At 38.9% G+C, this 23,804-nt stretch carries 23 protein-coding genes and 4 tRNA genes; 15 read left to right on the top strand and 12 right to left on the bottom strand.

Features of this window, described 5'->3' with window-relative positions; translation table 11 throughout:
- Window positions 1–724 precede the first annotated feature (724 nt).
- Window positions 725–1,726, bottom strand: coding sequence for a type IX secretion system protein PorQ (gene porQ, locus C4S38_RS03440; protein ID WP_103982565.1), 1,002 nt, complete (start codon window positions 1,724–1,726; stop codon window positions 725–727).
- Between the two features lie 211 nt (window positions 1,727–1,937).
- On the opposite strand from porQ, the gene C4S38_RS03435 reads away from it, so the two are divergent.
- The 8 genes from C4S38_RS03435 to C4S38_RS03400 all read left to right on the top strand — a co-directional run bounded on the left by C4S38_RS03435 (window position 1,938) and on the right by C4S38_RS03400 (window position 7,110).
- On the top strand, window positions 1,938–2,630 hold the full coding sequence (locus tag C4S38_RS03435) for an energy transducer TonB (protein ID WP_103982564.1): 693 nt from the start codon (window positions 1,938–1,940) through the stop codon (window positions 2,628–2,630).
- Window positions 2,631–2,718: 88 nt separating this feature from the next.
- Entirely contained in the window at window positions 2,719–3,693 is a 975-nt protein-coding gene (locus C4S38_RS03430; protein WP_103982563.1) for a polyprenyl synthetase family protein, read from the top strand.
- Between the two features lies 1 nt (window position 3,694).
- Window positions 3,695–4,480, top strand: a complete 786-nt coding sequence (locus C4S38_RS03425; RefSeq protein WP_103982562.1) for a TatD family hydrolase — start codon at window positions 3,695–3,697, stop codon at window positions 4,478–4,480.
- A gap of 147 nt (window positions 4,481–4,627) precedes the next feature.
- A tRNA-Ser gene (locus C4S38_RS03420) sits at window positions 4,628–4,715 on the top strand.
- A 76-nt stretch (window positions 4,716–4,791) separates the two neighbouring features.
- Window positions 4,792–5,538: a MotA/TolQ/ExbB proton channel family protein gene (locus tag C4S38_RS03415; RefSeq protein ID WP_099464300.1), complete on the top strand. Its 747-nt coding sequence runs from the start codon at window positions 4,792–4,794 to the stop codon at window positions 5,536–5,538.
- 8 nt (window positions 5,539–5,546) lie between these two features.
- Window positions 5,547–6,020, top strand: coding sequence for a hypothetical protein (locus tag C4S38_RS03410; RefSeq protein WP_103982561.1), 474 nt, complete (start codon window positions 5,547–5,549; stop codon window positions 6,018–6,020).
- A gap of 32 nt (window positions 6,021–6,052) precedes the next feature.
- Window positions 6,053–6,643, top strand: a complete 591-nt coding sequence (locus C4S38_RS03405) for a biopolymer transporter ExbD (RefSeq protein WP_099464302.1) — start codon at window positions 6,053–6,055, stop codon at window positions 6,641–6,643.
- Complete coding sequence (locus tag C4S38_RS03400) at window positions 6,643–7,110, top strand: ExbD/TolR family protein (RefSeq protein ID WP_099464303.1); 468 nt, start codon at window positions 6,643–6,645, stop codon at window positions 7,108–7,110. The genes C4S38_RS03405 and C4S38_RS03400 overlap by 1 nt, the downstream gene beginning before the upstream one ends.
- Before the next feature lie 48 nt (window positions 7,111–7,158).
- Here C4S38_RS03400 and C4S38_RS03395 read toward each other — a convergent pair whose 3' ends face one another.
- Window positions 7,159–7,704 (bottom strand): GNAT family N-acetyltransferase, encoded by a 546-nt coding sequence (locus tag C4S38_RS03395; RefSeq protein WP_099464304.1) that lies wholly within the window; start codon window positions 7,702–7,704, stop codon window positions 7,159–7,161.
- Between the two features lie 142 nt (window positions 7,705–7,846).
- On the opposite strand from C4S38_RS03395, the gene C4S38_RS03390 reads away from it, so the two are divergent.
- On the top strand, window positions 7,847–8,320 hold the full coding sequence (locus C4S38_RS03390; RefSeq protein ID WP_099464305.1) for an Lrp/AsnC family transcriptional regulator: 474 nt from the start codon (window positions 7,847–7,849) through the stop codon (window positions 8,318–8,320).
- A gap of 124 nt (window positions 8,321–8,444) precedes the next feature.
- On the opposite strand, the gene asnS is transcribed toward C4S38_RS03390, so the two are convergent.
- The 3 genes from asnS to purB form a co-directional block, all read right to left on the bottom strand.
- Entirely contained in the window at window positions 8,445–9,851 is a 1,407-nt protein-coding gene (asnS, locus tag C4S38_RS03385) for an asparagine--tRNA ligase (protein WP_103982560.1), read from the bottom strand.
- 68 nt (window positions 9,852–9,919) lie between these two features.
- Window positions 9,920–11,347 carry a pseudouridine synthase gene (locus C4S38_RS03380; RefSeq protein WP_103982559.1) on the bottom strand — a complete coding sequence of 476 codons (1,428 nt, stop codon included), beginning with the start codon at window positions 11,345–11,347 and terminating at the stop codon, window positions 9,920–9,922.
- Window positions 11,348–11,406: 59 nt separating this feature from the next.
- Complete coding sequence (purB, locus tag C4S38_RS03375) at window positions 11,407–12,750, bottom strand: adenylosuccinate lyase (RefSeq protein WP_103982649.1); 1,344 nt, start codon at window positions 12,748–12,750, stop codon at window positions 11,407–11,409.
- Window positions 12,751–12,922: 172 nt separating this feature from the next.
- Here purB and C4S38_RS03370 point away from each other — a divergent pair.
- The 3 genes from C4S38_RS03370 (at window position 12,923) to C4S38_RS03360 (ending at window position 13,749) form a co-directional block, all read left to right on the top strand.
- Window positions 12,923–13,000, top strand: a tRNA-Val gene (locus C4S38_RS03370).
- Between the two features lie 23 nt (window positions 13,001–13,023).
- Window positions 13,024–13,098 (top strand) — tRNA-Val (locus C4S38_RS03365).
- 63 nt (window positions 13,099–13,161) lie between these two features.
- Entirely contained in the window at window positions 13,162–13,749 is a 588-nt protein-coding gene (locus C4S38_RS03360) for a pentapeptide repeat-containing protein (RefSeq protein WP_103982558.1), read from the top strand.
- Window positions 13,750–13,766: 17 nt separating this feature from the next.
- Here the strand turns inward: C4S38_RS03360 and C4S38_RS03355 are convergent, their stop codons facing one another.
- Window positions 13,767–14,204, bottom strand: coding sequence for a DoxX family protein (locus tag C4S38_RS03355; protein WP_103982557.1), 438 nt, complete (start codon window positions 14,202–14,204; stop codon window positions 13,767–13,769).
- Window positions 14,205–14,350: 146 nt separating this feature from the next.
- Window positions 14,351–14,424, bottom strand: a tRNA-Arg gene (locus C4S38_RS03350).
- Between the two features lie 226 nt (window positions 14,425–14,650).
- Between C4S38_RS03350 and asnA the strand changes: the two genes are divergently transcribed.
- Complete coding sequence (asnA, locus tag C4S38_RS03345) at window positions 14,651–15,688, top strand: aspartate--ammonia ligase (RefSeq protein ID WP_103982556.1); 1,038 nt, start codon at window positions 14,651–14,653, stop codon at window positions 15,686–15,688.
- Between the two features lie 71 nt (window positions 15,689–15,759).
- Window positions 15,760–16,422: a uracil-DNA glycosylase gene (locus tag C4S38_RS03340; protein ID WP_103982555.1), complete on the top strand. Its 663-nt coding sequence runs from the start codon at window positions 15,760–15,762 to the stop codon at window positions 16,420–16,422.
- A gap of 81 nt (window positions 16,423–16,503) precedes the next feature.
- On the opposite strand, the gene C4S38_RS03335 is transcribed toward C4S38_RS03340, so the two are convergent.
- The gene (locus tag C4S38_RS03335) at window positions 16,504–19,227 is read right to left on the bottom strand and encodes a putative LPS assembly protein LptD (protein WP_394340839.1); all 2,724 of its coding nucleotides are present in this window, start codon (window positions 19,225–19,227) and stop codon (window positions 16,504–16,506) included.
- A 106-nt stretch (window positions 19,228–19,333) separates the two neighbouring features.
- Window positions 19,334–19,876, bottom strand: coding sequence for an HD domain-containing protein (locus C4S38_RS03330; RefSeq protein WP_103982554.1), 543 nt, complete (start codon window positions 19,874–19,876; stop codon window positions 19,334–19,336).
- A gap of 303 nt (window positions 19,877–20,179) precedes the next feature.
- On the opposite strand from C4S38_RS03330, the gene C4S38_RS03325 reads away from it, so the two are divergent.
- Window positions 20,180–21,391 carry an exo-beta-N-acetylmuramidase NamZ family protein gene (locus C4S38_RS03325; RefSeq protein ID WP_103982553.1) on the top strand — a complete coding sequence of 404 codons (1,212 nt, stop codon included), beginning with the start codon at window positions 20,180–20,182 and terminating at the stop codon, window positions 21,389–21,391.
- Here the strand turns inward: C4S38_RS03325 and C4S38_RS03320 are convergent, their stop codons facing one another.
- The 3 genes from C4S38_RS03320 to C4S38_RS03310 form a co-directional block, all read right to left on the bottom strand.
- Window positions 21,392–21,853 carry an META domain-containing protein gene (locus tag C4S38_RS03320; RefSeq protein ID WP_103982552.1) on the bottom strand — a complete coding sequence of 154 codons (462 nt, stop codon included), beginning with the start codon at window positions 21,851–21,853 and terminating at the stop codon, window positions 21,392–21,394.
- Between the two features lie 5 nt (window positions 21,854–21,858).
- Window positions 21,859–22,284: an META domain-containing protein gene (locus C4S38_RS03315; protein WP_103982551.1), complete on the bottom strand. Its 426-nt coding sequence runs from the start codon at window positions 22,282–22,284 to the stop codon at window positions 21,859–21,861.
- 79 nt (window positions 22,285–22,363) lie between these two features.
- A complete protein-coding gene (locus tag C4S38_RS03310; RefSeq protein ID WP_200817938.1) occupies window positions 22,364–23,740 on the bottom strand; it encodes an MATE family efflux transporter in 1,377 nt (458 codons plus the stop codon).
- Window positions 23,741–23,804 lie beyond the last annotated feature (64 nt).

Here is a 23,804-nt window from a genome sequence, read left to right as displayed (position 1 = left end):
CAGATAGGATGATAAAAAAATATTCGAAAAGGGTTGCAGGAATGGAAGAAACATGTACCTTTGCAATGACTAACGAAAACGAACGTTTTCCCTAGTCACTCCAATACCTTGATATATATACTAATAATCAACTAATTACATAACATAAAACCTGTATTATTCTTCTTGTATTGAATAATTAAAGAAATAATATAATAATACTAATTTTACCCAAAGCCTTCGCTCACAACAATCCTCAGACAATAATGACATTTGTAGAATCAAACGACGTGGCGATTGATTATTATCATGTATGTACACGCGTACATATATATAAATATGTAAGAAAGGGTCCGGAATATATTGCAAAATGCAAGCGTCTACAAAAAGCAACCTTTCTATCGACTAATATCAAAATAGCTTTTTCTTATTTTGAAACAAGCACTATTTTATCAGAAACATTAGGAACATATATTCTTTTGAGCTAGCTAAAAATCAATTTTGTCCTAGCTAAAATTTAATTTTTAGCTAGGTAGTAATTAATTTTGACCAGGGTCAAAAGAATAAATGTACAGGATCTTTTATATAAAAAACAGGCATGATAAACTTAACAGCTAACATCCAATTCACTAAGTTTCAAGCATAAAAAAAGGCACAGCCTTATCAATTTCTTTAATTGACAAAGTATGCCCAGTTAATTTCACCTTGAAAACAAGACCGTCAAGAAGAATAAAAAATGATTCGGCTAGTTCTTAAAGTCGTCCAAAGTCATAGAAACACTGATCATCAGCGACAATGCGGAAGGATTATATTTGGCAATAGAAGCTCCCACATCAAACATTTTTATTTTCACTCCCGCCCCGGCAGAAAAACCGGACAAGGCTCCGCCGCCATCACGTAGCTTCATATCCAAACTTGTTTTGGGATTAAAGCCCACCCCAATCCAAAAATTGTCGGAAGGAATATAATCGACGCCTATAACAAAATGCTTTACTAAAGCTTTAAAGAAGTTATCCCCCTTATATTCCTGATCGGAATCATCCACATAATCAAACTTCCACCGGTTTAAATACATTGCCGTTAAAGAAAAACGGATCGGGGCATGCGTCATTTTTTTACTTATACCGGCTTGAATATCCCACGGCATTTTCTGGCGCTTATTATCATAGGGCTTTAATTGCGCGCCTATATTTTTCAACGTAATACCCGCCGAAAATTCTTTTTCGGAGTTATAATAGCTCAACCCGGCATCCACACACAAACCTATAGACGTATAGTCTGCAATAGACGAGTATAAAAACTTTAAGGAAAGACCTCCGCGCCATCTGTCATTCAGGTCGTGAGAGTAAAATCCTACCACACTGATGTCTTTAGCCGAAAAATCGCCTATTATCTGATTCTCTCCGGTTGTCTCTTTTAAATTACCATAACTGAAAAAAGAAGCACCAACTCCCCATGCGCTATGTTCTTTCAGAGCTTTTGTAAAAAGGGCACTTCCGGCATTAACATCCGAAATATAGTTCATATAATTCAGATTTACCATTTTATCCATTTCCGCACCCAATAATGCAGGATTATGAAAAATCAGTGACGGGTCTCTTTCTATTATAGATATATTATGCCCACCCAGGGAATTCACCCTGGCAGAGTTAGGAATCCGAAGAAAATCAAATACTTCATCGCCATTCTGCGCCGAAGAAGTTCCGGCGAAAACAAAGATGAATAACACGAATAATATATTTCTCATATTTTTTCAACAAAAAGCATCCAAAGATACATTAATTCAGAAAATTGTCTTTACTTTACACCCGCAAATCAGGAAAAAGCCCTGCTTATTTCCCATATATACGGTTTCCCATTATCAGAAACGGAAAAAATATCAAAAAGGTATACAACATATAAAATAATTCGTATTTTTGCAGTATTGGAAAACACATATTTTATAACTAAATAGTCATATGGAAATTAAGAAATCACCGAAAGCGGACCTGGAAAAAGGCAAGACAATCAGTACCTTTATGGGACTTGTTGTTGGTTTAGCCATTCTGTTCGTAGGTTTCGAATGGGGAAACCGCGACATTCAGGTAGCTACAGCGAGCGATCAGGTTGCTGACGTAATCGCAGAAGAGGAAATTGAGATTACAAGACCGGAGAATACTCCTCCACCTCCTCCACCTCCTCCAGCGCAAGTAGTAGCCGAAGTTTTAACCGTTGTTGATGACGACACCGATCTGGAGCAACAAGATATCGTAACCTCTGAAGACAACCAGAAGGAAGCTCAGCATCAAACATATACACCTCCAGCAATAGTTGAAGAAGAAGAAGAGTCTGCACAGACTATCTTTACTGTTGTAGAAGAAATGCCAAAGTTCCCGGGTGGTGATGCCGAATTATTGAAATTCCTCGGTAAATCGGTTAAATATCCGGTTATTGCACAGGAAAATGGTATTCAGGGACGTGTAATCTGCTCATTCGTTATCAACCGCGACGGCTCTGTTGTTGACGCAGAAGTAGTTCGCGGTGTAGACCCAGCATTGGACAAAGAGGCTATCCGCGTGGTAAACTCAATGCCTAAATGGACACCGGGTAAGCAGAGAGGTAAACCAGTACGTGTTAAGTATACCGTACCTATCACATTCAGATTGAATTAGTATACAAATAGTATTATCAGAAAAGGCTGCGGACAACATGCAGCCTTTTTTGTTATATTTCATCTTATCACAAAACAAAGATCAATCCATGCTATCATTTAAAGACATATTACAGAGAATTGAAGAAGAAATATCAAACCTTCAATTCAATTATCCTCCCAAAAGTTTATATGATCCGATAGAATACATCTTATCACTTGGAGGGAAAAGAATACGTCCGGCACTGACATTAATGGCGTGCAATATATATAATGCCTCTATCGAGAATGCAATAAAACCAGCTCTGGGACTTGAGGTCTTTCACAACTTTACATTACTACATGATGATTTGATGGATGAAGCAGACAAAAGAAGAAACAAACCGACCGTCCATAAAGTGTGGAACGCAAATACAGCAATCCTTTCGGGAGATGCCATGCTGATTGCCGCCTACCAGTTAATCGGAGAAACCGAAGCCAGACACTTAAAAGAGATATTGGACTTATTCACTGTTACCGCTCTCGAAATATGCGGCGGGCAACAATATGATATGGAATTCGAATCGCGGATGAATGTAAGCGAAGCCGAATATATTGAAATGATCCGGCTAAAAACAGCCGTTTTGTTAGCTTGCAGCTTAAAAACAGGAGCTATTTTAGGAGGTGCCACCGAGAGTGATGCAAACAACTTATACCAATACGGTATCTATATAGGACTTGCATTCCAATTACAAGATGATTTACTTGACGTTTATGGCGACACAGCCACTTTCGGAAAAAACATCGGAGGAGATATTCTTTGCAATAAGAAAACATTTTTACTTGTCAATGCCCTGCATCTTGCCTCTAAAGAACAAAAGGAAACGATGAATCTATGGTTTGGTAAAAAAACATATAAACCGGAAGAAAAAATCGCATCTTTTACACATATATATGATCAACTGAACCTAAAAACTCTGACTGAAAACAAAATTCAATCTTATTATGACGAAGCAATGAAATGCCTAGACCAACTTAGTGTTTCCGACGAGAAATTATATGTATTGAAAGATGTTTGCGACCGTTTAATGAACCGCCAGTCTTAGTATGAAAATAATAGATACCCACAATCATTTATATTTAGACGATTTTGATCCTGAGCAAGACACTTTAGTCAAAGCCGCACAGGATTCAGGTATTGACACACTTCTTTTACCGAATGTGGATTTAACAACGATAGACCGTATGCATGGTTTATGTGATAAATATCCGGATTTCGCATTCCCTATGATGGGATTACACCCGACAAGTGTAGATGAAAACTATATCGATGCACTTAAAAAGACAGAATCTTATTTAGGGAAAAGGTCATATTGTGCAATTGGAGAAATCGGGATTGATTTATATTGGGATAAAACATATCTGAATGAACAAAAAATAGTATTCGAAGAACAACTCAGATGGAGCTTGGATTTAAATCTTCCGGTAGCTATTCATACCCGTGAAGCTTTCCAGGAAGTTTTCGATTGTATCCATAAAGTAGGAGCAGATAAGTTGCGAGGTGTATTCCATAGTTTCACAGGAAACGATAAGGAACTTGAAGAAATAAAAAGATTACCCAACTTCATGATTGGCATCAATGGTGTTATCACATTTAAAAATGCCAAATTAGCCGATACGATAAAGCAAACAAGCATTCATCATATCGTTTTAGAAACAGATGCCCCCTATCTTGCCCCGGTACCTTACAGAGGCAAAAGAAACGAACCGGCCTACATCTGGAAGACCGCGGAAAAGGTGGCTGAAACATACAATATATCAATAAATGAAGTAGTTTTGACAACCCGCAAAAATGCGCTGGAATTATTTAAAAGCGTAGATAAGCTAATATAGTTATATATTTTTGCAGGTAATCAAAATTTATTTCTCTGATATTGCGTAAATGTCAAGCAAAAACTATAGATTTGTGCACTGAAACGTTTGCATGTGGGAATTTTTTCGTATTTTGCGCTCGTTTTGAAAAGGGAGAAAACTCCGATTGGAGAGATGCTCGAGTGGTTGAAGAGGCACGCCTGGAAAGCGTGTAAACCCCTAAAGGGTTTCGCGGGTTCGAATCCCGCTCTCTCCGCAAATGATACCATGATTATTAATAATAAAAATAAAAACAAATAAGAGAATTATTAATCTTAAAAATTAAACACACAATGAAACAGTTATTTGCAAAAGCATTCTTGGGACTATGTGCCCTTGGAACTTCTACCGTAGCATTCGCGCAGGAAGCAGCAGGCGCTGCTCAACCAGCAGTTGAAGGTGGTTTGTATCAAGCATTAAAAGTTAAATTTATCGAAGGTGGTGCAGACTTCATGAGTACAGTTGCCATTGCTTTGATCTTAGGTTTGGCTTTCTGTTTGGAAAGAATCATTTATTTAAACTTAGCTGAAACAAACGCTACTAAATTATTGAAAGGTATTGAAGATGCTTTGGATAAAGGTGACGTAGAAGCTGCAAAAGCAATCGCTCGTGACACAAGAGGTCCTATCGCTTCTATCGCATACCAAGGTTTGATGAGAATTGACCAGGGTATCGATGTTGTAGAAAAATCTATCGTATCTTACGGTGGTGTTCAGGGTGGTCTTTTGGAAAAGAACATGTCTTGGATCACATTGTTTATCGCAATGGCTCCGTCATTAGGATTCTTGGGTACAGTTGTTGGTATGGTTATGGCGTTCGATAAAATCGAACAGGTTGGTGATATCAGCCCGACGGTTGTTGCTGGTGGTATGAAAGTGGCTTTGATCACAACTGTAGGTGGTTTGATCGTTGCTTTGATCCTTCAGATATTCTATAACTATTTATTGAGCAAATTGGAAGCTATCCTGAACCAGATGGAAGACGCTTCTATCACATTGCTTGACTTGGTTATTAAATACAACCTTAAATTCAAAAAATAATAAGCATTATGGCAGTAACTAAGATAAGAAAAATATCCAGTTGGACATTATTGGTATGCTCTGTCATCACAATTATTGTTCTGGGTATGTTTTTCGGAGGAGGCGTGGTTGATCCCACCGCTGACAATAAAGAATACGTATATACCGGATTACTTCTGGATTGGACATACGTTATATTTATAGTAACAATTATTTGTATGGCTTTTTTTGCTATTTGGCAATTTATATCCATATTAAAATCAAACCCCAAATCAGCATTAATGTCGCTTTTGGTCATTGCTTTATTTGCCGTTCTATTTATCATTACATACTCAATGGGTGACGGAACACCTTTAACAGGTTTGAATGCAGACTCACAAAGCTACAATATTCCATTTTGGTTGAAAGTAACAGATATGTGGATTCAATCTGCAATTGCATTATTCATATTGATCATCGTTGCTGTACTTGGTGGTTCTGTAAAGAAAATATTAAATAGATAAGTAATAAAGATTTTGATAAAACATTAAGCATTATGGCAAAGAAAAAGAGAAAAGTTCCCGCAATGAACGCGACTTCTTCAGCCGATATTGCTTTCATGTTGCTTATCTTCTTCCTTATTACCACTTCTATGGATACAGATAAAGGTTTGGCAAGACGTTTGCCACCCCCTGTGCCTAAAGATCAAAAGAATGAAGATATTGATATCAAAAAGAGAAACTTGCTGCCAATCTTGATTAACAGTAGTAATCAGATTTTGTGCGGTGATCAGTTTATTGATATCAAGCAATTGAAAGAAAAGGTTAAAGAGTTCGTAGAAAATGCATACAATGACGAACACAAACCTGAAAAGGTAGAAGTTGATGTTCCTTTCTTCGGAAAACAAATGGTAACAAAAAACCATATCATTTCATTAATGAATGACCGTGGTACCGAGTATCAGGCATACATTAATGTTCAGAATGAGCTTGCAAAAGCTTATAATGAATTAAGAGATGACATTTCCAAGAAAAAATTCGGAAAAGCTTTTGCAGATTTGGATGAAGAACAACAAAAGGCTGTGCAGATGATATATCCTCAAAAGATATCTGAAGCAGAACCTAAAAATTATGGAGACAAAAAGTAATGGGAAAGTTTAGTAAAGCAGGCGGTCGTGAAATGCCTGAATTGAATACATCATCATTACCTGACTTAGTATTTGCCTTCTTGTTCTTTATCATGATGGTAACAACCATGCGTGAAGTAACTTTGAAAGTAGTATTCAAAGCTCCTCAGGCTACAGAACTCCAAAAGTTGGAAAAGAAATCATTGGTGACATTCATCTATGTTGGTCAACCAACTCCGGATTTAAGAGCAAAGATGGGTTCTGAAACTCGTATTCAGTTAAATGACGCATTTGCTGAAACATCAGAAATTCAGGATTATATCGCACAGGAAAAGTCAAGTATGAAAGAAGAAGATCAGCCGTTTATGACAGTATCCATCAAGGCAGACAAATCGACCAAGATGGGTGTTATAACTGATATTAAGCAGGCACTTCGTGAAGCATATGCACTGAAGATTAGTTATTCTGCTGCTCAGCGTGTAGATTAAAACTAATGCAACAATACAAAAAAGGCGAGGTTTGAAACCCCGCCTTTTTTATTGTCCGTAAACCTGCTTATGAATATTATTCTTTACCAATTCAAAAGATTTACCTAAATCTATATCACCATGGGTCATCAAACGCATTTCAATAAAAGACTCACCTTGACGATAAGGAGGTTGAAAATACACATGATTATCCAGTTTAAAGCCTAAACGCTCATAGAAGCCTATTCTGCGCCGGCTCATCTCCTCAGTTGGTAATTCCACTTCCAAAACAACTGGAGTCTTTATCTCGGAAAGAAACCGACCTAAAACCTTCCCTCCTATTCCTCCGTTACGGGCGGCTTCATCTATTGCAAAATGTTCTATATATGTAAAACCATCAAATGTCCACGCCGTAATAAATCCAACATAAACATCTTCCCGATAAACAGCAAATACATGAAAATTTGAATTATCCTTTACTAAATCACGAATTAGAGAAAAAGCACGTCTTTCACCTTCCGGAAAAGAATCATTATATGTTTTTTCCACTTGATTTAAAACCGGATTCTTAAAATCTTCGACAAACTCACAAACTATAACTTGATCAACATCCATAAAATTATATACTTAATTGGTTAATAAAGACCTCTTACAAAGTTAAATATTAAAATCAAAAACATAGGCAGTTTATTATTTATTACTTATATTTGTATCAAATTGTAAGGAACAGTTTAATACATATAAACACAACGAATTTATGGCACACCATCAACTGGATGAATTAGACGAGAAAATCCTAAAACTGATTATTGGAAATGCCCGCATGCCATTTCTTGAAGTGGCAAGGGAATGTAATGTGTCAGGAGCTGCAATTCACCAGCGGATTCAGAAACTGACAAATATCGGAGTTATCAAAGGTTCTGAGTTTATCGTAGATAACACGAAAGTTGGTTACGAAACATGTGCATACATGGGTCTTTTCCTCAAGTCTCCAGGCCAGTTTCCAACGGTAACGGAAGCTTTGAAAGAAATACCTGAAGTAGTAGAATGCCATTACACTACCGGTCAATATGATCTTTTCATAAAAATATACGCAAAGAACAACCAGCACCTGCTGAGTATTATCCATAATAAACTTCAACCTTTAGGATTGGCTCGTACAGAATCGCTTATCTCATTTAAGGAAGCTTTTAAAAGACAAATTCCAATTGATCTGAACGACGACGAATAAATACATCCGCATCCTGATTAATTTAAGTATGCAACCTAATCAAATCAGATACGCATCAAAAAAGAGAGCGCCCCAAATGTAATTGAGACGCTCTCTTTTTATATTTAATTCTCCTGCTTATCTTTTAAAAATCGGCAGTTTTAGGAGTACGCGGGAAAGGTATTACATCTCTGATGTTAGCCATTCCTGTCACAAACAAAAGTAAACGTTCAAATCCTAATCCGAAGCCGGAATGAGGGGCCGTACCAAAACGGCGGGTATCAAGATACCACCAGATATCCTTCACCGGAACGCCCATTTCTTCTGCACGCGTACGAAGCTTTTCAAAATCTTCTTCACGCTGTGAACCTCCAATAATTTCACCAATCTTAGGGAACAAAACATCCATCGCACGAACAGTCTTACCGTCTTCGTTCTGCTTCATATAGAATGCTTTTATTTCCTTCGGATAATCTGTCAGAATAACCGGGCGTTTGAAATGTTCTTCCACCAGATAACGTTCGTGTTCAGAAGCCAAATCAACTCCCCAGTATACAGGGAATTCAAATTTATGTCCTTTGGCTACAGCTTCTTCCAGTATCTTTACACCTTCTGTATATGGCAAACGGACAAAAGTTTCTTTTAATACACCTTCCAGACGTTCAATCAAGCCCTTATCAAACATATCATTCAGGAATTGAATATCGTCATGACAATTATCCAGAGCCCATTGAACACAGTATTTAATAAAGTCTTCAGCCAACTGCATATTTTCAGCAATTTCATTGAAAGCCACTTCGGGTTCAATCATCCAAAATTCAGCTAAATGACGGGGTGTGTTAGAGTTTTCTGCACGAAACGTAGGACCAAATGTATAAATCGCCCCCAATGCCATTGCAGCCAATTCGCCTTCGAGCTGTCCTGAAACTGTTAAACTAGCCTGTTTTCCGAAGAAATCATTATCATAAATAATAGAGCCATTCTCATCTTTTTTCAGATCGTACAGATTCATCGTTGTTACCTGAAACATCTGTCCTGCACCTTCGCAGTCCGAAGCTGTTATAATAGGCGTATGGAAATAGAAAAATCCTCTTTCATGAAAAAACTTATGAATAGCTATTGCCATATTATGACGAATACGGAAAACTGCTCCGAAAGTATTCGTGCGCGGACGTAAATGAGCTATTTCACGTAAGAATTCCAATGAATGTCCTTTCTTCTGTAAAGGATAAGTAGCAGGATCCGCCGAACCATATATCTGAATCTCCGTAGCCTGAATCTCAACATTCTGGCCTTTCCCCTGCGATTCAACCAAAATACCATTTACACTAATACATGCACCTGTAGTAACTGGTTTCAGATATTCTTCACCCAACTTTTCCACATCCACAACGATCTGAACATTATTTATTGTAGAGCCGTCATTCAAAGCAATAAAATTAACTTGCTTACTACCTCTGCGGGTACGTACCCAACCTTTTACGTTAACGGTCGAACCGAAAGCTACGCTTTTCAGTACATCTACAATTTTTGTTCTAGTAATTGTTTCCATGTTTATATTTTTATTCTTAAGTAATCAAAACAAGTTAGCCGGCTAGAAACCGGCTAACTTCTGTAACTTTATTCAAAAGCTCCCATCCGGAGAGCATTTACTTCTCTTTCGTTCAGATAGCGCCATTTCCCTCTTCCCAAATTCTTCTTAGTAAGACCGGCAAAATAAACACGGTCCAACTTTGTTACATGGTAGCCAAGAGATTCGAATATACGACGAACGATACGGTTACGTCCTGAATGAATTTCAATACCAACCTGGCTCTTATCATCTTCACTTGCATAACTGATAGCATCTGCATGAATTTCGCCATCTTCCAGTTCCAAGCCATTAGCAATCTTTTCCATATCTTCAATAGATACATTCTTATCCAGCCATACATGGTATATCTTCTTTTTCTTAAATGATGGATGAGTCAGTTTAGATGCAAGATCACCATCATTTGTCAACAACAATACACCCGTTGTATTACGGTCCAGACGGCCTACCGGATAAATACGTTCCTGGCAAGCATTCTTTACCAAATCCATAACAGTTAAACGTTCCTGAGGATCATCCGATGTTGTTACACAATTTTTCGGCTTATTCAGTACAATATATACTTTACTTTCTATCTGTACCGGTTGATCATGGAACATAACTTTATCCTGGCGGGTAATCTTTGTTCCCAATTCCGTAACCACCACATCATTAACTCTTACAACACCAGCCTGGATGTATTCATCAGCTTCACGGCGTGAGCAAACACCGGCATTGGACAAGAATTTATTCAAACGAATAGGTTCATTCGGGTCAGCTAATACTTCCTTGTATTTTAGCTGTTTCTGGAAGCTGTATTTAGCATTCGGATTATAATCATTTGAACGGTAGTTATTATTGGGACGTCTATTATTATAACCACCATTACGGCCACCTCCATAAGAATTATTATTCCCGTAAGAAGGTCTGCCTCCACGATTATCGCGATTATCATACGAATTTACACGAACATCACCAACGCGTGGTCTTCTCTTTTTCATTCCATCTCCTTCAGTATCCCCTAAAGGACCTGCTGAATAGGCTCTCGATGGTCTGTTATCATCATAATTCGGACGCGAAGGGCGATTGTACTGACGCTGTTCGCCACCACCATAAGATGGTCTGTTATTTCCATAAGAAGGACGATTATATCCTCCTCCACGGGAATAATTACCTTCGCGGTTATACCCTCCATCACGATTGTCATACATGCGTGGACGACTCGGACGATCGCCATACGAATTTTGACGATCACCATACGAAGAGCGGTTATCTCCATAAGAAGGTCTGTTATAACCACCCCGGTCATCCCGAGTAGGACGATTATATGATCTTCGTTCATAGTTGTTACCTTCAGGTCTGTTATATCCCTGATTGTAAGGTCTTCTTTCACCTTCCTGGTCTGTGTTTTCCCGTCTGATACTTGGTATCACTTTTCTTGGACGCGGCTGAGATTCATCTCTTTCTTCTGTACTCATTGTTGTATATTAAATAATAATTAACTAATTGGTAGCCTCACGGCCACCTAAACATTTCACTAAATACCTGTATAATTATGCGGCGTTACCGCCTTTAATTCCCTTTTAATATTGTCGCTAACTTCCAATGTATCTATAAAATCAGAAATAGACTGTTCCGTAATAGCCTCGTTCGTACGAGTCAGAGCCTTCAACGCTTCATAAGGTTTCGGAAAACCTTCACGACGTAATATAGTCTGTATTCCTTCTGCAACAACAGCCCAACATTTATCCAAGTCCCTTGATAAAGCATTTTCATTTAATAACAATTTACCCAGACCTTTTGTTAAGCTTTTACATGCAATTTCGATATGTGCCATAGGTACTCCTATATTACGAAGCACAGTAGAATCCGTCAAATCGCGTTGTAAGCGGGATACCGGCAACTTTGTTGCCAGATGCTCCAAAATAGCATTAGCCATACCTAAATTGCCTTCAGCATTTTCAAAATCAATCGGATTCACTTTATGAGGCATAGCAGACGAACCAACCTCTCCGGCTTTTATCTTCTGCTTGAAATATTCCATTGAAATATATTGCCAGAAATCACGATTCAGATCGATCATTATTGTATTGATACGCTTCATTCCATCAAAAATAGCAGCCAGATTATCATAATTTGAAATCTGTGTTGTCCATTGTTCACGGCTTAAGCCCAATACTTCATTCACAAATCTATTACCGAAAGTTTTCCAATCATATTCAGGATAAGCGACTCTATGAGCATTAAAATTGCCTGTTGCTCCTCCAAATTTCGCAGAAACCGGGATAGCTTTAAGCAAAGCCAATTGCTGTTCCAATCTATATACAAAGACCATAATCTCTTTTCCAAGACGTGTAGGAGAAGCAGGCTGGCCATGTGTCTTTGCCAACATAGGAATATTCATCCATTCTTCTGCATACTTTTTCAATGTATCTATTATTTCCTGTATGCCGGGATAATAAACCTCATTCATTGCATCTTTCAACGAAAGAGGGACAGACGTATTGTTTATATCTTGGGATGTCAGGCCGAAATGTATAAATTCATGATATTTTTCGGCAAGGAAATTATCTGTTTTTTCTTTAATAAAATATTCTACAGCCTTTACATCATGGTTTGTTACGCTTTCAATCTCCTTTACACGTAGTGCATCTTCTGCAGAAAAATTCATATAAATTTTTCTGAGTTCCGCTTTAATTTCCGAAGTATTCAATTCTTCTAATTGCGGAAGAAATTCAGAAAGAGTTATAAAATACTCTACCTCTACCCGCACTCTATATTTTATGAGTGCATATTCTGAAAAATAAGCTGCCAGATTCTCAGCTTTGCTTCTATAGCGCCCATCTACGGGCGAAATTGCTGTAAGTGTCGAAAATACCATATACATATATTAATATAGAGTTGCAAATGTAATGCATTTATCCTGAATAATAGAGAGAGAGAATGTTTTTTTTAATTTTTCCCATTAAAAATTTGGAGGTAATTAAAAAACACGTATCTTTGCACCGTCTTAAAGAGATAAGACATACCGAAAGAACGAAAAAATAGTGAAAGGGCGTTTAGCTCAGCTGGTTCAGAGCATCTGCCTTACAAGCAGAGGGTCGGCGGTTCGAATCCGTCAACGCCCACCACTTTCACGCAATATTTTCAATTCGGGCGTTTAGCTCAGCTGGTTCAGAGCATCTGCCTTACAAGCAGAGGGTCGGCGGTTCGAATCCGTCAACGCCCACCCAATAAAAAGGAGAGTTTTTCAACTCTCCTTTTTTTGTTTAAACCTAATTCTTCTATCTATATGCTACTACAAAACGACACCGATTACCAAGACGAAATATTCAAAAATATAATTGAAAGCAACCAAGATTTTTTCAAAATCCAATTTGATCATTGCCACTTTACAAATTGCGATTTCAGCTCGACCCAATTTCTTTCATGTTCTTTTGAAAACTGCTCTTTTGAGAACTGCAACCTCAGCAATATACGTATAAAAGACTGTATTTTCAGAGATACGACATTCACAAGCTGCAAACTTATCGGGATACTTTGGTATGAATGCCGGCAAAAGAGCTTTACCCTATCCATAAAATTCAAAGAAACTGTTATTGATTATTCCAGTTTTTACAAGCTGGATTTACAAAAATGTTCCTTCGAAGATGTTCATGCCACAGAAGTAGATTTTACCGAAGCCAATCTATGTAAATGTAAATTTAACAACACAAATCTATCAGGCACTACATTCATTCACTGTAATCTTAAGAAGGCAGATTTCAGCACTGCCGTTAATTATCAATTCAACCTTTCGGAGAACCAAGTAAAAGATGCAATATTCAGTCTGCCTGATGCAATACAATTACTTTATTCTTTTGGCATAAAAATACATTGATTCGATTTGGAGTCGAATCAATGCTTCTTTGACAAGGCTACTGCAATCAATCTATCCACAGAAAATTTGCCCGGCCCGGCCATATACATTATAACAAATACAACCAGATACACGAATGCCAGTTCTTTTACTGCGAACGGATCCGATCCATGCACTATAAAAAATGCCACACACATAGTAAAAATCATCGGAATCATTGCCAAACGGTACAATATACCGAATATAAATCCCAATGAACAAAACAATTCTCCGAAAATTGCCAATCCCAACGAAACAGAATGACCAACTCCCAAGGGATCAGGAAAAGTGGCAGCCATTTCTGAAAAATGATTCAATTTTTGCAAGCCATGCGACATAAGCAACACGCCAAATAATATTCTGAACGCCAATAATAACAATGATATAGCCGCACCATCCGGCTTAGTCGGGAATAAAAACCTATAAATTGCTGACATAATTTTTTTCGTTTTAATGTTTAATTAAAAAACAATGCAAAGAGATGAAAAGTTTTGTCTTTATAGCAGAAAAAGGTAGAAATATGCAAATATGCAAGAAGCCCAGTAATTCTTGACTCACAAGAATCACCAGGCTTTCTCTAATGTGACTCGGGTGGGACTCAAACCCACGACCTTCAGAACCGGAATCTGACGCTCTATTCAACTAAGCTACCAAGCCAAAGACTGCGCAAAAGTAAATATAATCTCTCAGTTAAGCAAACTGTACGGGCAAAGAGTTTCTATTATCTTCATATTATCTCTTTCGCACACAATTCTGATATTTTGCACACACAAAAAGTAATTACACTACCATTTTGCAAATAAAATATCAATCCGTATTGATGTTTTGCAACTAATAATTATCTTTGTTGCGCACATTTAATAAACAAAAAGTACAGCAGAATATGAGTTATTTAATTAAACCGGCTGGATATAAAGCACTTTTGAATTTAGCTCAAACAGAGATGGGTATAAAAAAGATCAAAGACTTTTTCCAGCAAAATCTTTCTTCCGAACTACGTTTACGTCGTGTCACCGCACCTTTATTTGTCCTGAAAGGTATGGGTATTAATGATGACTTAAACGGGACAGAGCGAGCTGTTACGTTTCCAATCAAAGACTTAAACGATTCTAAAGCCGAAATTGTACACTCTCTGGCCAAATGGAAACGGCTCACTTTGGCCGATTATCAAATAGAAGAAGGTTACGGTATTTATACGGATATGAACGCTATCCGTTCCGATGAAGAACTCGGCAACTTACACTCTTTATACGTAGACCAGTGGGACTGGGAGCGCGTAATGAATAAAAATGAACGAAACATCGAATTCTTAAAAGAAACTGTGCGCCGCATCTATGCCGCTATGGTACGGACAGAATATCTGGTATACGAAATGTTTCCACAAATCAAACCGACACTTCCTCAATATATTCATTTTATACATTCCGAGGATTTATTACAAAAATATCCTACCTTTACAGCAAAAGAACGCGAAGATGCCATAGCAAAAGAATACGGCGCCGTATTCATTATTGGCATCGGTTGCCGTTTAAGTGATGGCAAGAAACATGACGGGCGTGCTCCCGACTATGACGACTGGTCTACAATAGCAGAGAACGGACAAACCGGATTAAACGGAGACTTATTGGTTTGGGACGATGTGTTAAACCGTTCCATGGAATTATCGTCAATGGGAATCCGCGTCAATAAAGAAGCATTATTGCGTCAGCTAGCCATTAACAATGCAGAAGAAAAAAAAGAACTATACTTCCATAAACGCCTTCTGAACGGAGAGCTTCCTCAAAGTATCGGCGGAGGCATCGGTCAAAGCCGTTTATGTATGTTCTATCTCCGTAAAGCGCATATCGGAGAAATCCAGGCTAGCATATGGCCTGAAGAAATGCGCAAAGAAGCTAATGATGCAGGAATGTACTTAATTTAGTTGACAGTTGACAGGTAAAATACATTTTCCACCTATCACCTGTCGATTGTCACCTGTCAACTTATAAAGCCATGGATGTAAAAATAGAACAAAGTTGGAAAGAGCGCTTAGCGCCCGAATTTGAAAAAGACTATTTCGAACAACTAATCAATTTCGTAAAGGCGGAATACAAACAAACAACTGTCTATCCTCCGGGACCATATATTTTTAACGCATTTGAGCATTGTCCGTTCGACAAAGTGAAAGTCGTAATTCTTGGTCAGGATCCTTACCATGAACCCGGACAAGCACACGGATTATGCTTTTCTGTGCAGGACGGAACCCCATTTCCTCCATCACTCATTAACATATTCAAAGAGATACAAGACGACCTGGGTAAATCGATACCAACAAACGGTAATTTACTACGATGGGCAGATCAAGGCGTTCTTTTGCTAAACGCAACTTTAACGGTTCGTGCACACCAGGCAGGTTCCCATCAAAACAAAGGCTGGGAAGCATTTACAGATGCAGTCATACATAGCCTGGCCACCGAACGCAGCCATATTGTTTATATCCTTTGGGGTTCTTACGCCCAGCGTAAAGGGGCATTTATAGATTCGTCACGCAATCTTATCCTTAAATCCGCCCACCCGTCTCCACTATCTGCATTCCGTGGATTTTTTGGCAACAAACATTTCAGCAAAACAAATGATTATTTAATTGCAACCGGACAAGAACCGATAGACTGGTAAGAAGCAAAACGGAAATAAAACATTGAGGACTGAAAATTAAACCGGCTAACGGTATTTAATTTTCAGTCCTCAATGTTTTATTTAGTACCATTGTTGTCCGTCACGATAGTTGCTTCTCTTATCCAATTTCAAATCTTTCAGTAAAGAAGAACTTACAGCAATAGAGAACGAATAAGATTTATACGGGCCAACCGGTATAAAACTGGCTGTCATTTGCCAACAGTGCAAATCGCGCGTAATATTGCAAGTCATATATGATATCTTCTTTGTATCGAAGTCATAGGTTGCATTAAAATTAAAACGCCAATTCTTTGTTGGCTGAATATTTCCATTAAAACTAAGCGAATGAGTCAGTTTATAGTTATATTCCATCTTCTTAGGATTAAACGTCCCGTAATTTAGATTCAAACCATAGTTAAACGAAAGGCTCCAAGGTATTTTAGATACCAAATATCCGTCCGCATCCGTTTCTCCGGCTTCTTTCTTTTTTCCAAGTAAACGTCCGCCACTCTTTTGTCCGTCTTCCGATGTTCCATCTTCTTCAGGATTCAAGCCGTCCTCGGTTCCGGTACCGGATGAATTGTTCTGGCTATCCGATTTACTTTTTCCTCCCCCAAACAATTTGTTGAATGTTTCATTATTAAACGTATAAGAGAAACTCGTCCCCGTCGTACGTAAACGGCCTATTCCTTTACCCGAGTTCCAACGCATTTTATCTATCTTATAAGGCCTGCCGGTCGTTTCATCGTAACCATAAGTATATGTATCAAACACCATGTTCAGGTTCAATGTATAGCTTTTAGAGAATTTCAGACGCAATCCTACAGTCAGGTCACTCCATTTAAACGAGTCTGCCGCCATATTATAATTCATGCCTAAAGACAACTTGTCTATGAGACTTATCTTTCTAACTCCCGTCGAATCTTTATCCGTACGGATTTTCATTTCTATGTTATTATTGACAGAGAAACTAACAAGTCCCTGTTTCCCTCTGGATGGCACACCAAACATTTGTCCGTCAAAAGGAGAATAAGTTACCGTCTGATTCTGGCCATATTCATCCCTAAACGTATAGTCCTTGAAGAAACCAAAACGGGAAGAACCAAAATCCGGGGCAATACTTAAACTAACGGAAGGTTCAAAGCGATGACGGATCATCTGCACCTTATCTCCCAGAAAAGGTAATGGTTTATAAAAACCATATAAAGTAGTTGATGCAGAAACGGATGCGTCAAAATTATATACCCTGTAAAAACCATACGTCGTGTCACGGGCTACCATGCGCTTCTGTTGCAAATCATACTCCTGCTCCGTCTTGCTTGTGTACCAACGTTCCGTATAATTAAAAGAAGGAGAAATATTTAGATATTTAAGAACCGAGAATGTTGCACTGACAGGAATCTGATGTTGCATGGCATTCTTCCAGTCTTTAATTATATTCGACTTAAACAACAGGTTTTCTTTCGTATCGATACTGTTTCGTAAATAGCCGGTATAACTCATTGAAATCTTCTCATACCAACGTTCTGCACCTACAGCATGTTTACGTTTAAACGGAAAAATACGGCTCATTGTTACTGAAATATCAGGCAATGTTACAGAAATAGAAGAGTCACTCGAACGCTGGTTAATATTCATTGTTGCCGAAAGTGTAAACGGATTGTTCGGAAATCGCTGTGTAAAGTTGACACTGGAACCTTTCGTATTCTGGGTAGCATCCATATTAAACAAGCTATTCGTATTATTACGGTCATAGCTACTGGTTGAGAAGTTCACACTGGCAGAGAAATTCTGGTACGGATTAGCCTTCGGGTCTTGCGTATGCGTCCATCTTATTTTAAAGTCTTTTGCCAAACTATAATCAGGCAAACCTTTGTCACCCAAACGTGTTACCAGATAAGAAGCATCAAAATTACCGGAAAAACGATACCTTTTCCTGTAAGAAGAACGTGCAGCCAATCCCCATGAACCCTTTGTATAAATTTCGCCAGTCAATGCCAAATCGATATAATCGCTTAAGGCAAAGTAATATCCACCGTCCCGCAAGAAGAAACCACGCGCATTTTCATCTCCGAAAGTAGGCATGATAATACCGGAAGAATAGGTAGTCGAAAATGGGAAGAAACAAAACGGAAGTCCTAACGGATATAGCGGAACGTCTTCGAAAACAAGATAAACAGGTCCGGTTACAATATTCTTTTTCGGACGAACTTTAGCTTTTGTCATCTGGATATAAAAGTGCGGATGTTCATGCTCGTCGCAGGTAGTATATTTGCCACCCACCATATTAAGCACATCATTATCCATCTTTTTAGTACGGCCGGCCGTTACATAACCTTCGCCCTGTTGCGTAATTACATCCGTAATATACCCTTTTTTCGTACCGAAATTATAACGCATCGTCTTCGATTCGTACTCTTCTCCCCCATCTTTAAACAGTGGATAGCCAAACTCCTGGCCAATAGAGTCCAAGCCGAATTTGGCAAATACAAGACTACTATCCATATTCATCTCTATATTCTCGGCCGTAAGTTCTATTTGCTGATACTTTACATTTCCGTCTCCGAAAAGATAAGCCCAATTACCTGCCGTCATTACAATAGAGTCTGCAGCCGAATAAGTTACCACAGCATCCAGGCCTTGTTTTTTATGTGCAGTAGAATCTGCCAAGGCGGTACTATCTTGTTGCGCCGTCTCGGAAACAGCACCCGGAATGCTATCCCCCGGAGCTACCGCTCTCTGAGAATACAAAGAAGTACCTCCTAAAAAAGAAAGTATAAAGATTATTAGTAGTCTGTATTTCATTAAAATAACAATTGATAGCAGAGCCAGTGTCGACATAACCGGTAACCTGTCCTACTCCTCAGTTACAGCGTGCAAATGTATAATAAATAAATGAGCCTTACTGTTTTTATTCCCCTAAAAAGAGTTTACACCACGAATCAAAGCGTCCCACAGTTTCGGCGCCGTATTTGGAAAGACCTTGTTTTACTTTATCTATTGACTTCTCTTTCTCCAACTTCGTTTTACTATAAAATTTATCTGCAAAACAAATTAACTGCTCTTCCATAGACACCGGTTGCATGTCTCTCTGCGGAAGGGGAAGATTACGTTCCTCTATCATTTTTAACGAAATCCCTGTTCCTGTATGCCTCTCGCAAACCAAGGCATGCCTGGGAAAACCTTCTTCGCGCATTAAATCGGAACCCAAATAGCCATGGCATATATATTCGGCCTCGCCATAACAAGCTATATCCGGAGCATTACATTTAAAAATACCAATATCGTGCAACATAGAAGCCTCATCGATAAAAGTCAAATCCAAATTCATCTCCGGATGCATTCGGGCAATAGATAAAGCCTTATCAGCCACACTTCTGCTATGCGTAACCAATATCCGGAAAGCTTCCGATTCTAAGGGATAATATTTTTTTATTATATCTAATGGATTCATGCCATACAAATTTCTTAATTGCAAATATACTATTTTTATTAAACAATAAGACGAAGTAGTTGTTTTGTCTTTGTAGCCTAAACATTTCAACGGGAGCCTATAACCGTTCGCCGCCCGCAGGACGATCGTTCACCGATCGTCGGACAGTCGTTCGCTGTACCAAGAACGATTGTCCGACGAACGGCGAACGGCTACATCTTTGTATTGAAAAGGATAAACATTAAGCAAGAAAAGGATAAAACCACACGAGGAAAAACAGAAAAGATTCGCTATTTTTGCATCATATATAAAGAGGAAAAATTTATGAAAGCTGTTATTTGGCTTGCCTTTTGGGTGTTCTACCTGTGTTTGTCCCCCGAAATTCAAGCTGCCACTTTATCACAAGCCCCATTAAAATTAGGTGCCGAACGCATGGATGTCGTCACCCGGTTATTAAAAAACAAACGGGTTGGGCTTGTTGTCAACCAAACTTCTATTCTGGAGAGTGAACAAAAACATCTTTTGGACGCTTTGCTGGAAAACGGTATTGACGTAAAAAAAGTATTTGCCCCTGAACATGGCTTCAGAGGAACTGCCGATGCCGGCGCCGAAATCAGCGACAGTAAAGATATTAAAACCGGAGTCCCGATCATTTCCATTTACGGAAAAAACAAGAAGCCCACAGCCGAGCAGTTAAGCGACCTGGACGTTATTGTATTCGATATTCAAGATGTCGGAGCCCGTTTCTATACTTACATTAGCACAATGCATTATGTAATGGAAGCCTGTGCCGAAAATAACAAAGAATTCGTAGTATTGGATCGCCCCAATCCTAACGACTTTGTAGACGGGCCAATGCGTGAAAAGGGCTTCGAGTCTTTCGTTGGCGTAGATCCTATTCCATTATTGCACGGTTTAACAGTGGGAGAACTGGCCTGGATGATCAATGGTGAAGGTTGGTTGGACAGCACGCCAGATACTTGCCATCTTAAAATAATAAAAATGGAGAACTGGAAACATGGAGATCCTTATTGGTTACCGGTAAAACCATCTCCTAACCTGCCTAACGACCAGGCTATTCGTTTATATCCGTCTTTATGCTTTTTCGAAGCAACTAATATCAGCATAGGACGCGGCACCTATTATCCTTTTCAGGTAATAGGTTATCCGGATAAAAAATACGGAGACTTCAGCTTTACGCCCGTTCCTCTGGAAGGCTTTGATAAGAATCCATTACAGAAAAACAAAGAATGTTATGGAGTAGACCTTCGTGAATATCCATATCAGGGAGGATTATCATTAAGTTTCTTCCTCGACTTTTATAATAAAGCAGGAAAAGACCAGGCGTTTTTCTTTGCCCGGCCGCACTGGTTCGACCTATTGGCCGGAACAAAGAAACTTCGTTTCCAGATAGTACGTGGATTATCCGAGCAGGAAATACGCGATAGTTGGCAGCCGGAGCTTGAGAAATACAAACAAATACGTAAAAAGTATCTGCTATATCCGGATTATCCAACCGGGAAAAGAAAGAAATAGCTATTCATTGATATCTTTGCTTTTCTTTTTCATCACCAACAATTTACCATTGTCGGTTCCGTACAAGGCAATTTCTTTAATTGGCTTCTCTTCGCCTACAGCCTCAAAACGCACCACCTTGTTGAGCGCTTGCAACAATTCGGTTTCACCACTCATATCAGGGCACATCATACGTGTTGTTGCCACTTGAGGGAACTTAATGATATTTTTATACATATCATTATACTCTATCTGCCCCATAATACGGTTGCAGCCGGCGTTTCCGGACAAATGATTACGTGCCACATCAATCACCAGCATCTGGTTGGTTACTTCCGGATTCAGCTTTGTACCGTTTAATTCAACGACCTCCCATTCCCCGTCCAAGTCCGAGTATGATGCAACAGTTGCTTTTTTAGCTTTACATCCGGCCAATAAAGCTACACCTGCTACGAGCAAACCTAAATAGAATAAATGTTTCATTCAAATTAATTTTTAGCTAAAACCAACAATACATCCCCATTGGCATCAACCAGCAACATTTCTTCATCGTTCTGTCCGGCCTTAACCGCTTTAACATCATTCATAGCCTGGAATACAGCGTCTTCGGTTTCCATATTCGGACAAGCCATCATTGTAGCTGCCGCCGGTTTAATAGTTATAGATGAAACATCGTTAGGATCTAACTCAATGGTCGTATTAAAAATATTGCAACCGCCATTACCATGCAATTTGTTTTCCGCCATATTAAAATCCATCTGAGGCAAACCTTCTTCCAGAATCTTTTTACCTTTTACTTCTACTACTTTCCATTTACCTTCCAGTTTCTTCGCATCTGTTTTAGCTTCCGAACAAGAAACAGCTATTCCTACAAACATAGGAATCAGCAATGCATACATAATAATTCTCTTCATAACTTATATCATTTATAAAATATACTTCGTAAAGATATGACGGTATTAAAAGGTAAAATGTTCCGAGCCAGCCCTTGATTTAACCAACCTTAACATCGTGGCGAATCAAGTTTCGTCGCTTCCATTTTTGCGTACGCCATCTTAAAGCCAGAACTATACCCCGTGAACTTTCGTCCATTGCAAAAGCCACCCACATGCCGGCCAAACCCAATCCGAACACAATACCAAACATATAGCCGCAGAAGACTGCAAAGAACCACATGCAAACCAATTCTATCAACACCGGCACTATGACGTCTCCCACCGAGCGCAGGTTGAAAAGGAACATCAACACCGTAGCACGTCCTTGCTCCAGGAAAATATCAACCAGCAATACTCCCATTGCTACATTTATAATCGTTTCGTTCTCTGTAAATATTCCCAACAATGGGCGGCCAAGCAGATAAACACTCGAACTTGCAACAAAAGTTATAAACAAAGAACGTTTCCACGCATACCAGCTCAGCGTATAAGCAGCACGCTTCTTTCCGGCCCCCACCAGATTTCCGGTACAAACAGCCGTTGCCTGAGCTATGGAAAGGGAGAAAAGATAACCCACTATAACAATATTCATCACATATACCCTGGTCGCCAATATCTCGTTACCCAGCATATTAATAAAGTAAACAATAGCCACCTGTGACGCATCGTACGAGATTTGTTCGACAGCAGAAGGGGCTCCTATCTTGAGAACGTCTTTCAGCATCCTGAAAGGAAAGGGACGGAAATAGGCCAAAGGCATCCGGTGAATCAATCGCTTAAACAGCACGATAAAAAGGAAGATCATAGCTATAGCGCGACAAACAGAAGTAGAAATAGCCGCTCCTTCGACACCCAAAGCCGGGAAACCGAAATGACCGAATATCAATGTATAGTTTCCTAAAATATTCAGTATATTAATTACTAATGCAACCTGCATAGAATAGTTTGGTTTATTGGCTGCACGCAATACTGTAGATACGGTAAACGTAATTGCCTGAAAGAAGCCAAAACCACCTACGATCTTCATATATATGGAAGCATCAGGCATCAGGTCCGGACGAATATCCATCATTACAAGCATCCGCCCGCCAAAGCAAGTAAGTATCAAGCTAATGATTAAGCCAACCGCCGCATTGAACAACAAAGATGTTCCTACTACCTGAATAAAGCTTTTGTTATTCTTTGCCCCGAAATAGAGGGCACACATAACTGCTGTTCCTGTAGTAGTAATATTAAAGAGTAAAAAAACCATATTGAGCAATTGGTTTACCACGCCAACTGCAGCCACCGAATTATCAGAATACTGACTGAGCATTAAGGTATCAACCACACCTAAAGTCAGTATCAGCAAAGTCTCTAAAAAGATAGGGCCGGTCAGCTTAAACAACTTGCCTTTCAATCCTTCCGGGCGGCGGAATAGTCTGTGTATATTCATAAAACAATCTTCTTACCGGGGCGCAAAGGTACAAAACAAGTTCTGTCTTTAGATTATTTTCCTT

The sequence above is a fragment of the Parabacteroides chinchillae genome (assembly GCF_900108035.1).
Classification (GTDB): domain Bacteria; phylum Bacteroidota; class Bacteroidia; order Bacteroidales; family Tannerellaceae; genus Parabacteroides; species Parabacteroides chinchillae.
This window is presented reverse-complemented; position numbering and strand designations above follow the sequence as displayed.

Bases quoted from the DNA above. Each gene is read 5' to 3' on its own strand.
- C4S38_RS03405 (WP_099464302.1), top strand. From the start codon at position 6,053: ATGGCAAAGAAAAAGAGAAAAGTTCCCGCAATGAACGCGACTTCTTCA.
- C4S38_RS03325 (WP_103982553.1), top strand. From the start codon at position 20,180: ATGAAAGCTGTTATTTGGCTTGCCTTTTGGGTGTTCTACCTGTGTTTG.
- C4S38_RS03330 (WP_103982554.1), bottom strand. From the start codon at position 19,876: ATGAATCCATTAGATATAATAAAAAAATATTATCCCTTAGAATCGGAA.
- C4S38_RS03415 (WP_099464300.1), top strand. From the start codon at position 4,792: ATGAAACAGTTATTTGCAAAAGCATTCTTGGGACTATGTGCCCTTGGA.
- porQ (WP_103982565.1), bottom strand. From the start codon at position 1,726: ATGAGAAATATATTATTCGTGTTATTCATCTTTGTTTTCGCCGGAACT.
- asnA (WP_103982556.1), top strand. From the start codon at position 14,651: ATGAGTTATTTAATTAAACCGGCTGGATATAAAGCACTTTTGAATTTA.
- C4S38_RS03360 (WP_103982558.1), top strand. From the start codon at position 13,162: ATGCTACTACAAAACGACACCGATTACCAAGACGAAATATTCAAAAAT.
- C4S38_RS03320 (WP_103982552.1), bottom strand. From the start codon at position 21,853: ATGAAACATTTATTCTATTTAGGTTTGCTCGTAGCAGGTGTAGCTTTA.
- C4S38_RS03390 (WP_099464305.1), top strand. From the start codon at position 7,847: ATGGCACACCATCAACTGGATGAATTAGACGAGAAAATCCTAAAACTG.
- C4S38_RS03430 (WP_103982563.1), top strand. From the start codon at position 2,719: ATGCTATCATTTAAAGACATATTACAGAGAATTGAAGAAGAAATATCA.
- C4S38_RS03395 (WP_099464304.1), bottom strand. From the start codon at position 7,704: ATGGATGTTGATCAAGTTATAGTTTGTGAGTTTGTCGAAGATTTTAAG.
- C4S38_RS03425 (WP_103982562.1), top strand. From the start codon at position 3,695: ATGAAAATAATAGATACCCACAATCATTTATATTTAGACGATTTTGAT.
- C4S38_RS03340 (WP_103982555.1), top strand. From the start codon at position 15,760: ATGGATGTAAAAATAGAACAAAGTTGGAAAGAGCGCTTAGCGCCCGAA.
- C4S38_RS03335 (WP_394340839.1), bottom strand. From the start codon at position 19,227: ATGAAATACAGACTACTAATAATCTTTATACTTTCTTTTTTAGGAGGT.
- C4S38_RS03310 (WP_200817938.1), bottom strand. From the start codon at position 23,740: ATGAATATACACAGACTATTCCGCCGCCCGGAAGGATTGAAAGGCAAG.
- purB (WP_103982649.1), bottom strand. From the start codon at position 12,750: ATGGTATTTTCGACACTTACAGCAATTTCGCCCGTAGATGGGCGCTAT.
- asnS (WP_103982560.1), bottom strand. From the start codon at position 9,851: ATGGAAACAATTACTAGAACAAAAATTGTAGATGTACTGAAAAGCGTA.
- C4S38_RS03410 (WP_103982561.1), top strand. From the start codon at position 5,547: ATGGCAGTAACTAAGATAAGAAAAATATCCAGTTGGACATTATTGGTA.
- C4S38_RS03435 (WP_103982564.1), top strand. From the start codon at position 1,938: ATGGAAATTAAGAAATCACCGAAAGCGGACCTGGAAAAAGGCAAGACA.
- C4S38_RS03355 (WP_103982557.1), bottom strand. From the start codon at position 14,204: ATGTCAGCAATTTATAGGTTTTTATTCCCGACTAAGCCGGATGGTGCG.
- C4S38_RS03400 (WP_099464303.1), top strand. From the start codon at position 6,643: ATGGGAAAGTTTAGTAAAGCAGGCGGTCGTGAAATGCCTGAATTGAAT.
- C4S38_RS03380 (WP_103982559.1), bottom strand. From the start codon at position 11,347: ATGAGTACAGAAGAAAGAGATGAATCTCAGCCGCGTCCAAGAAAAGTG.
- C4S38_RS03315 (WP_103982551.1), bottom strand. From the start codon at position 22,284: ATGAAGAGAATTATTATGTATGCATTGCTGATTCCTATGTTTGTAGGA.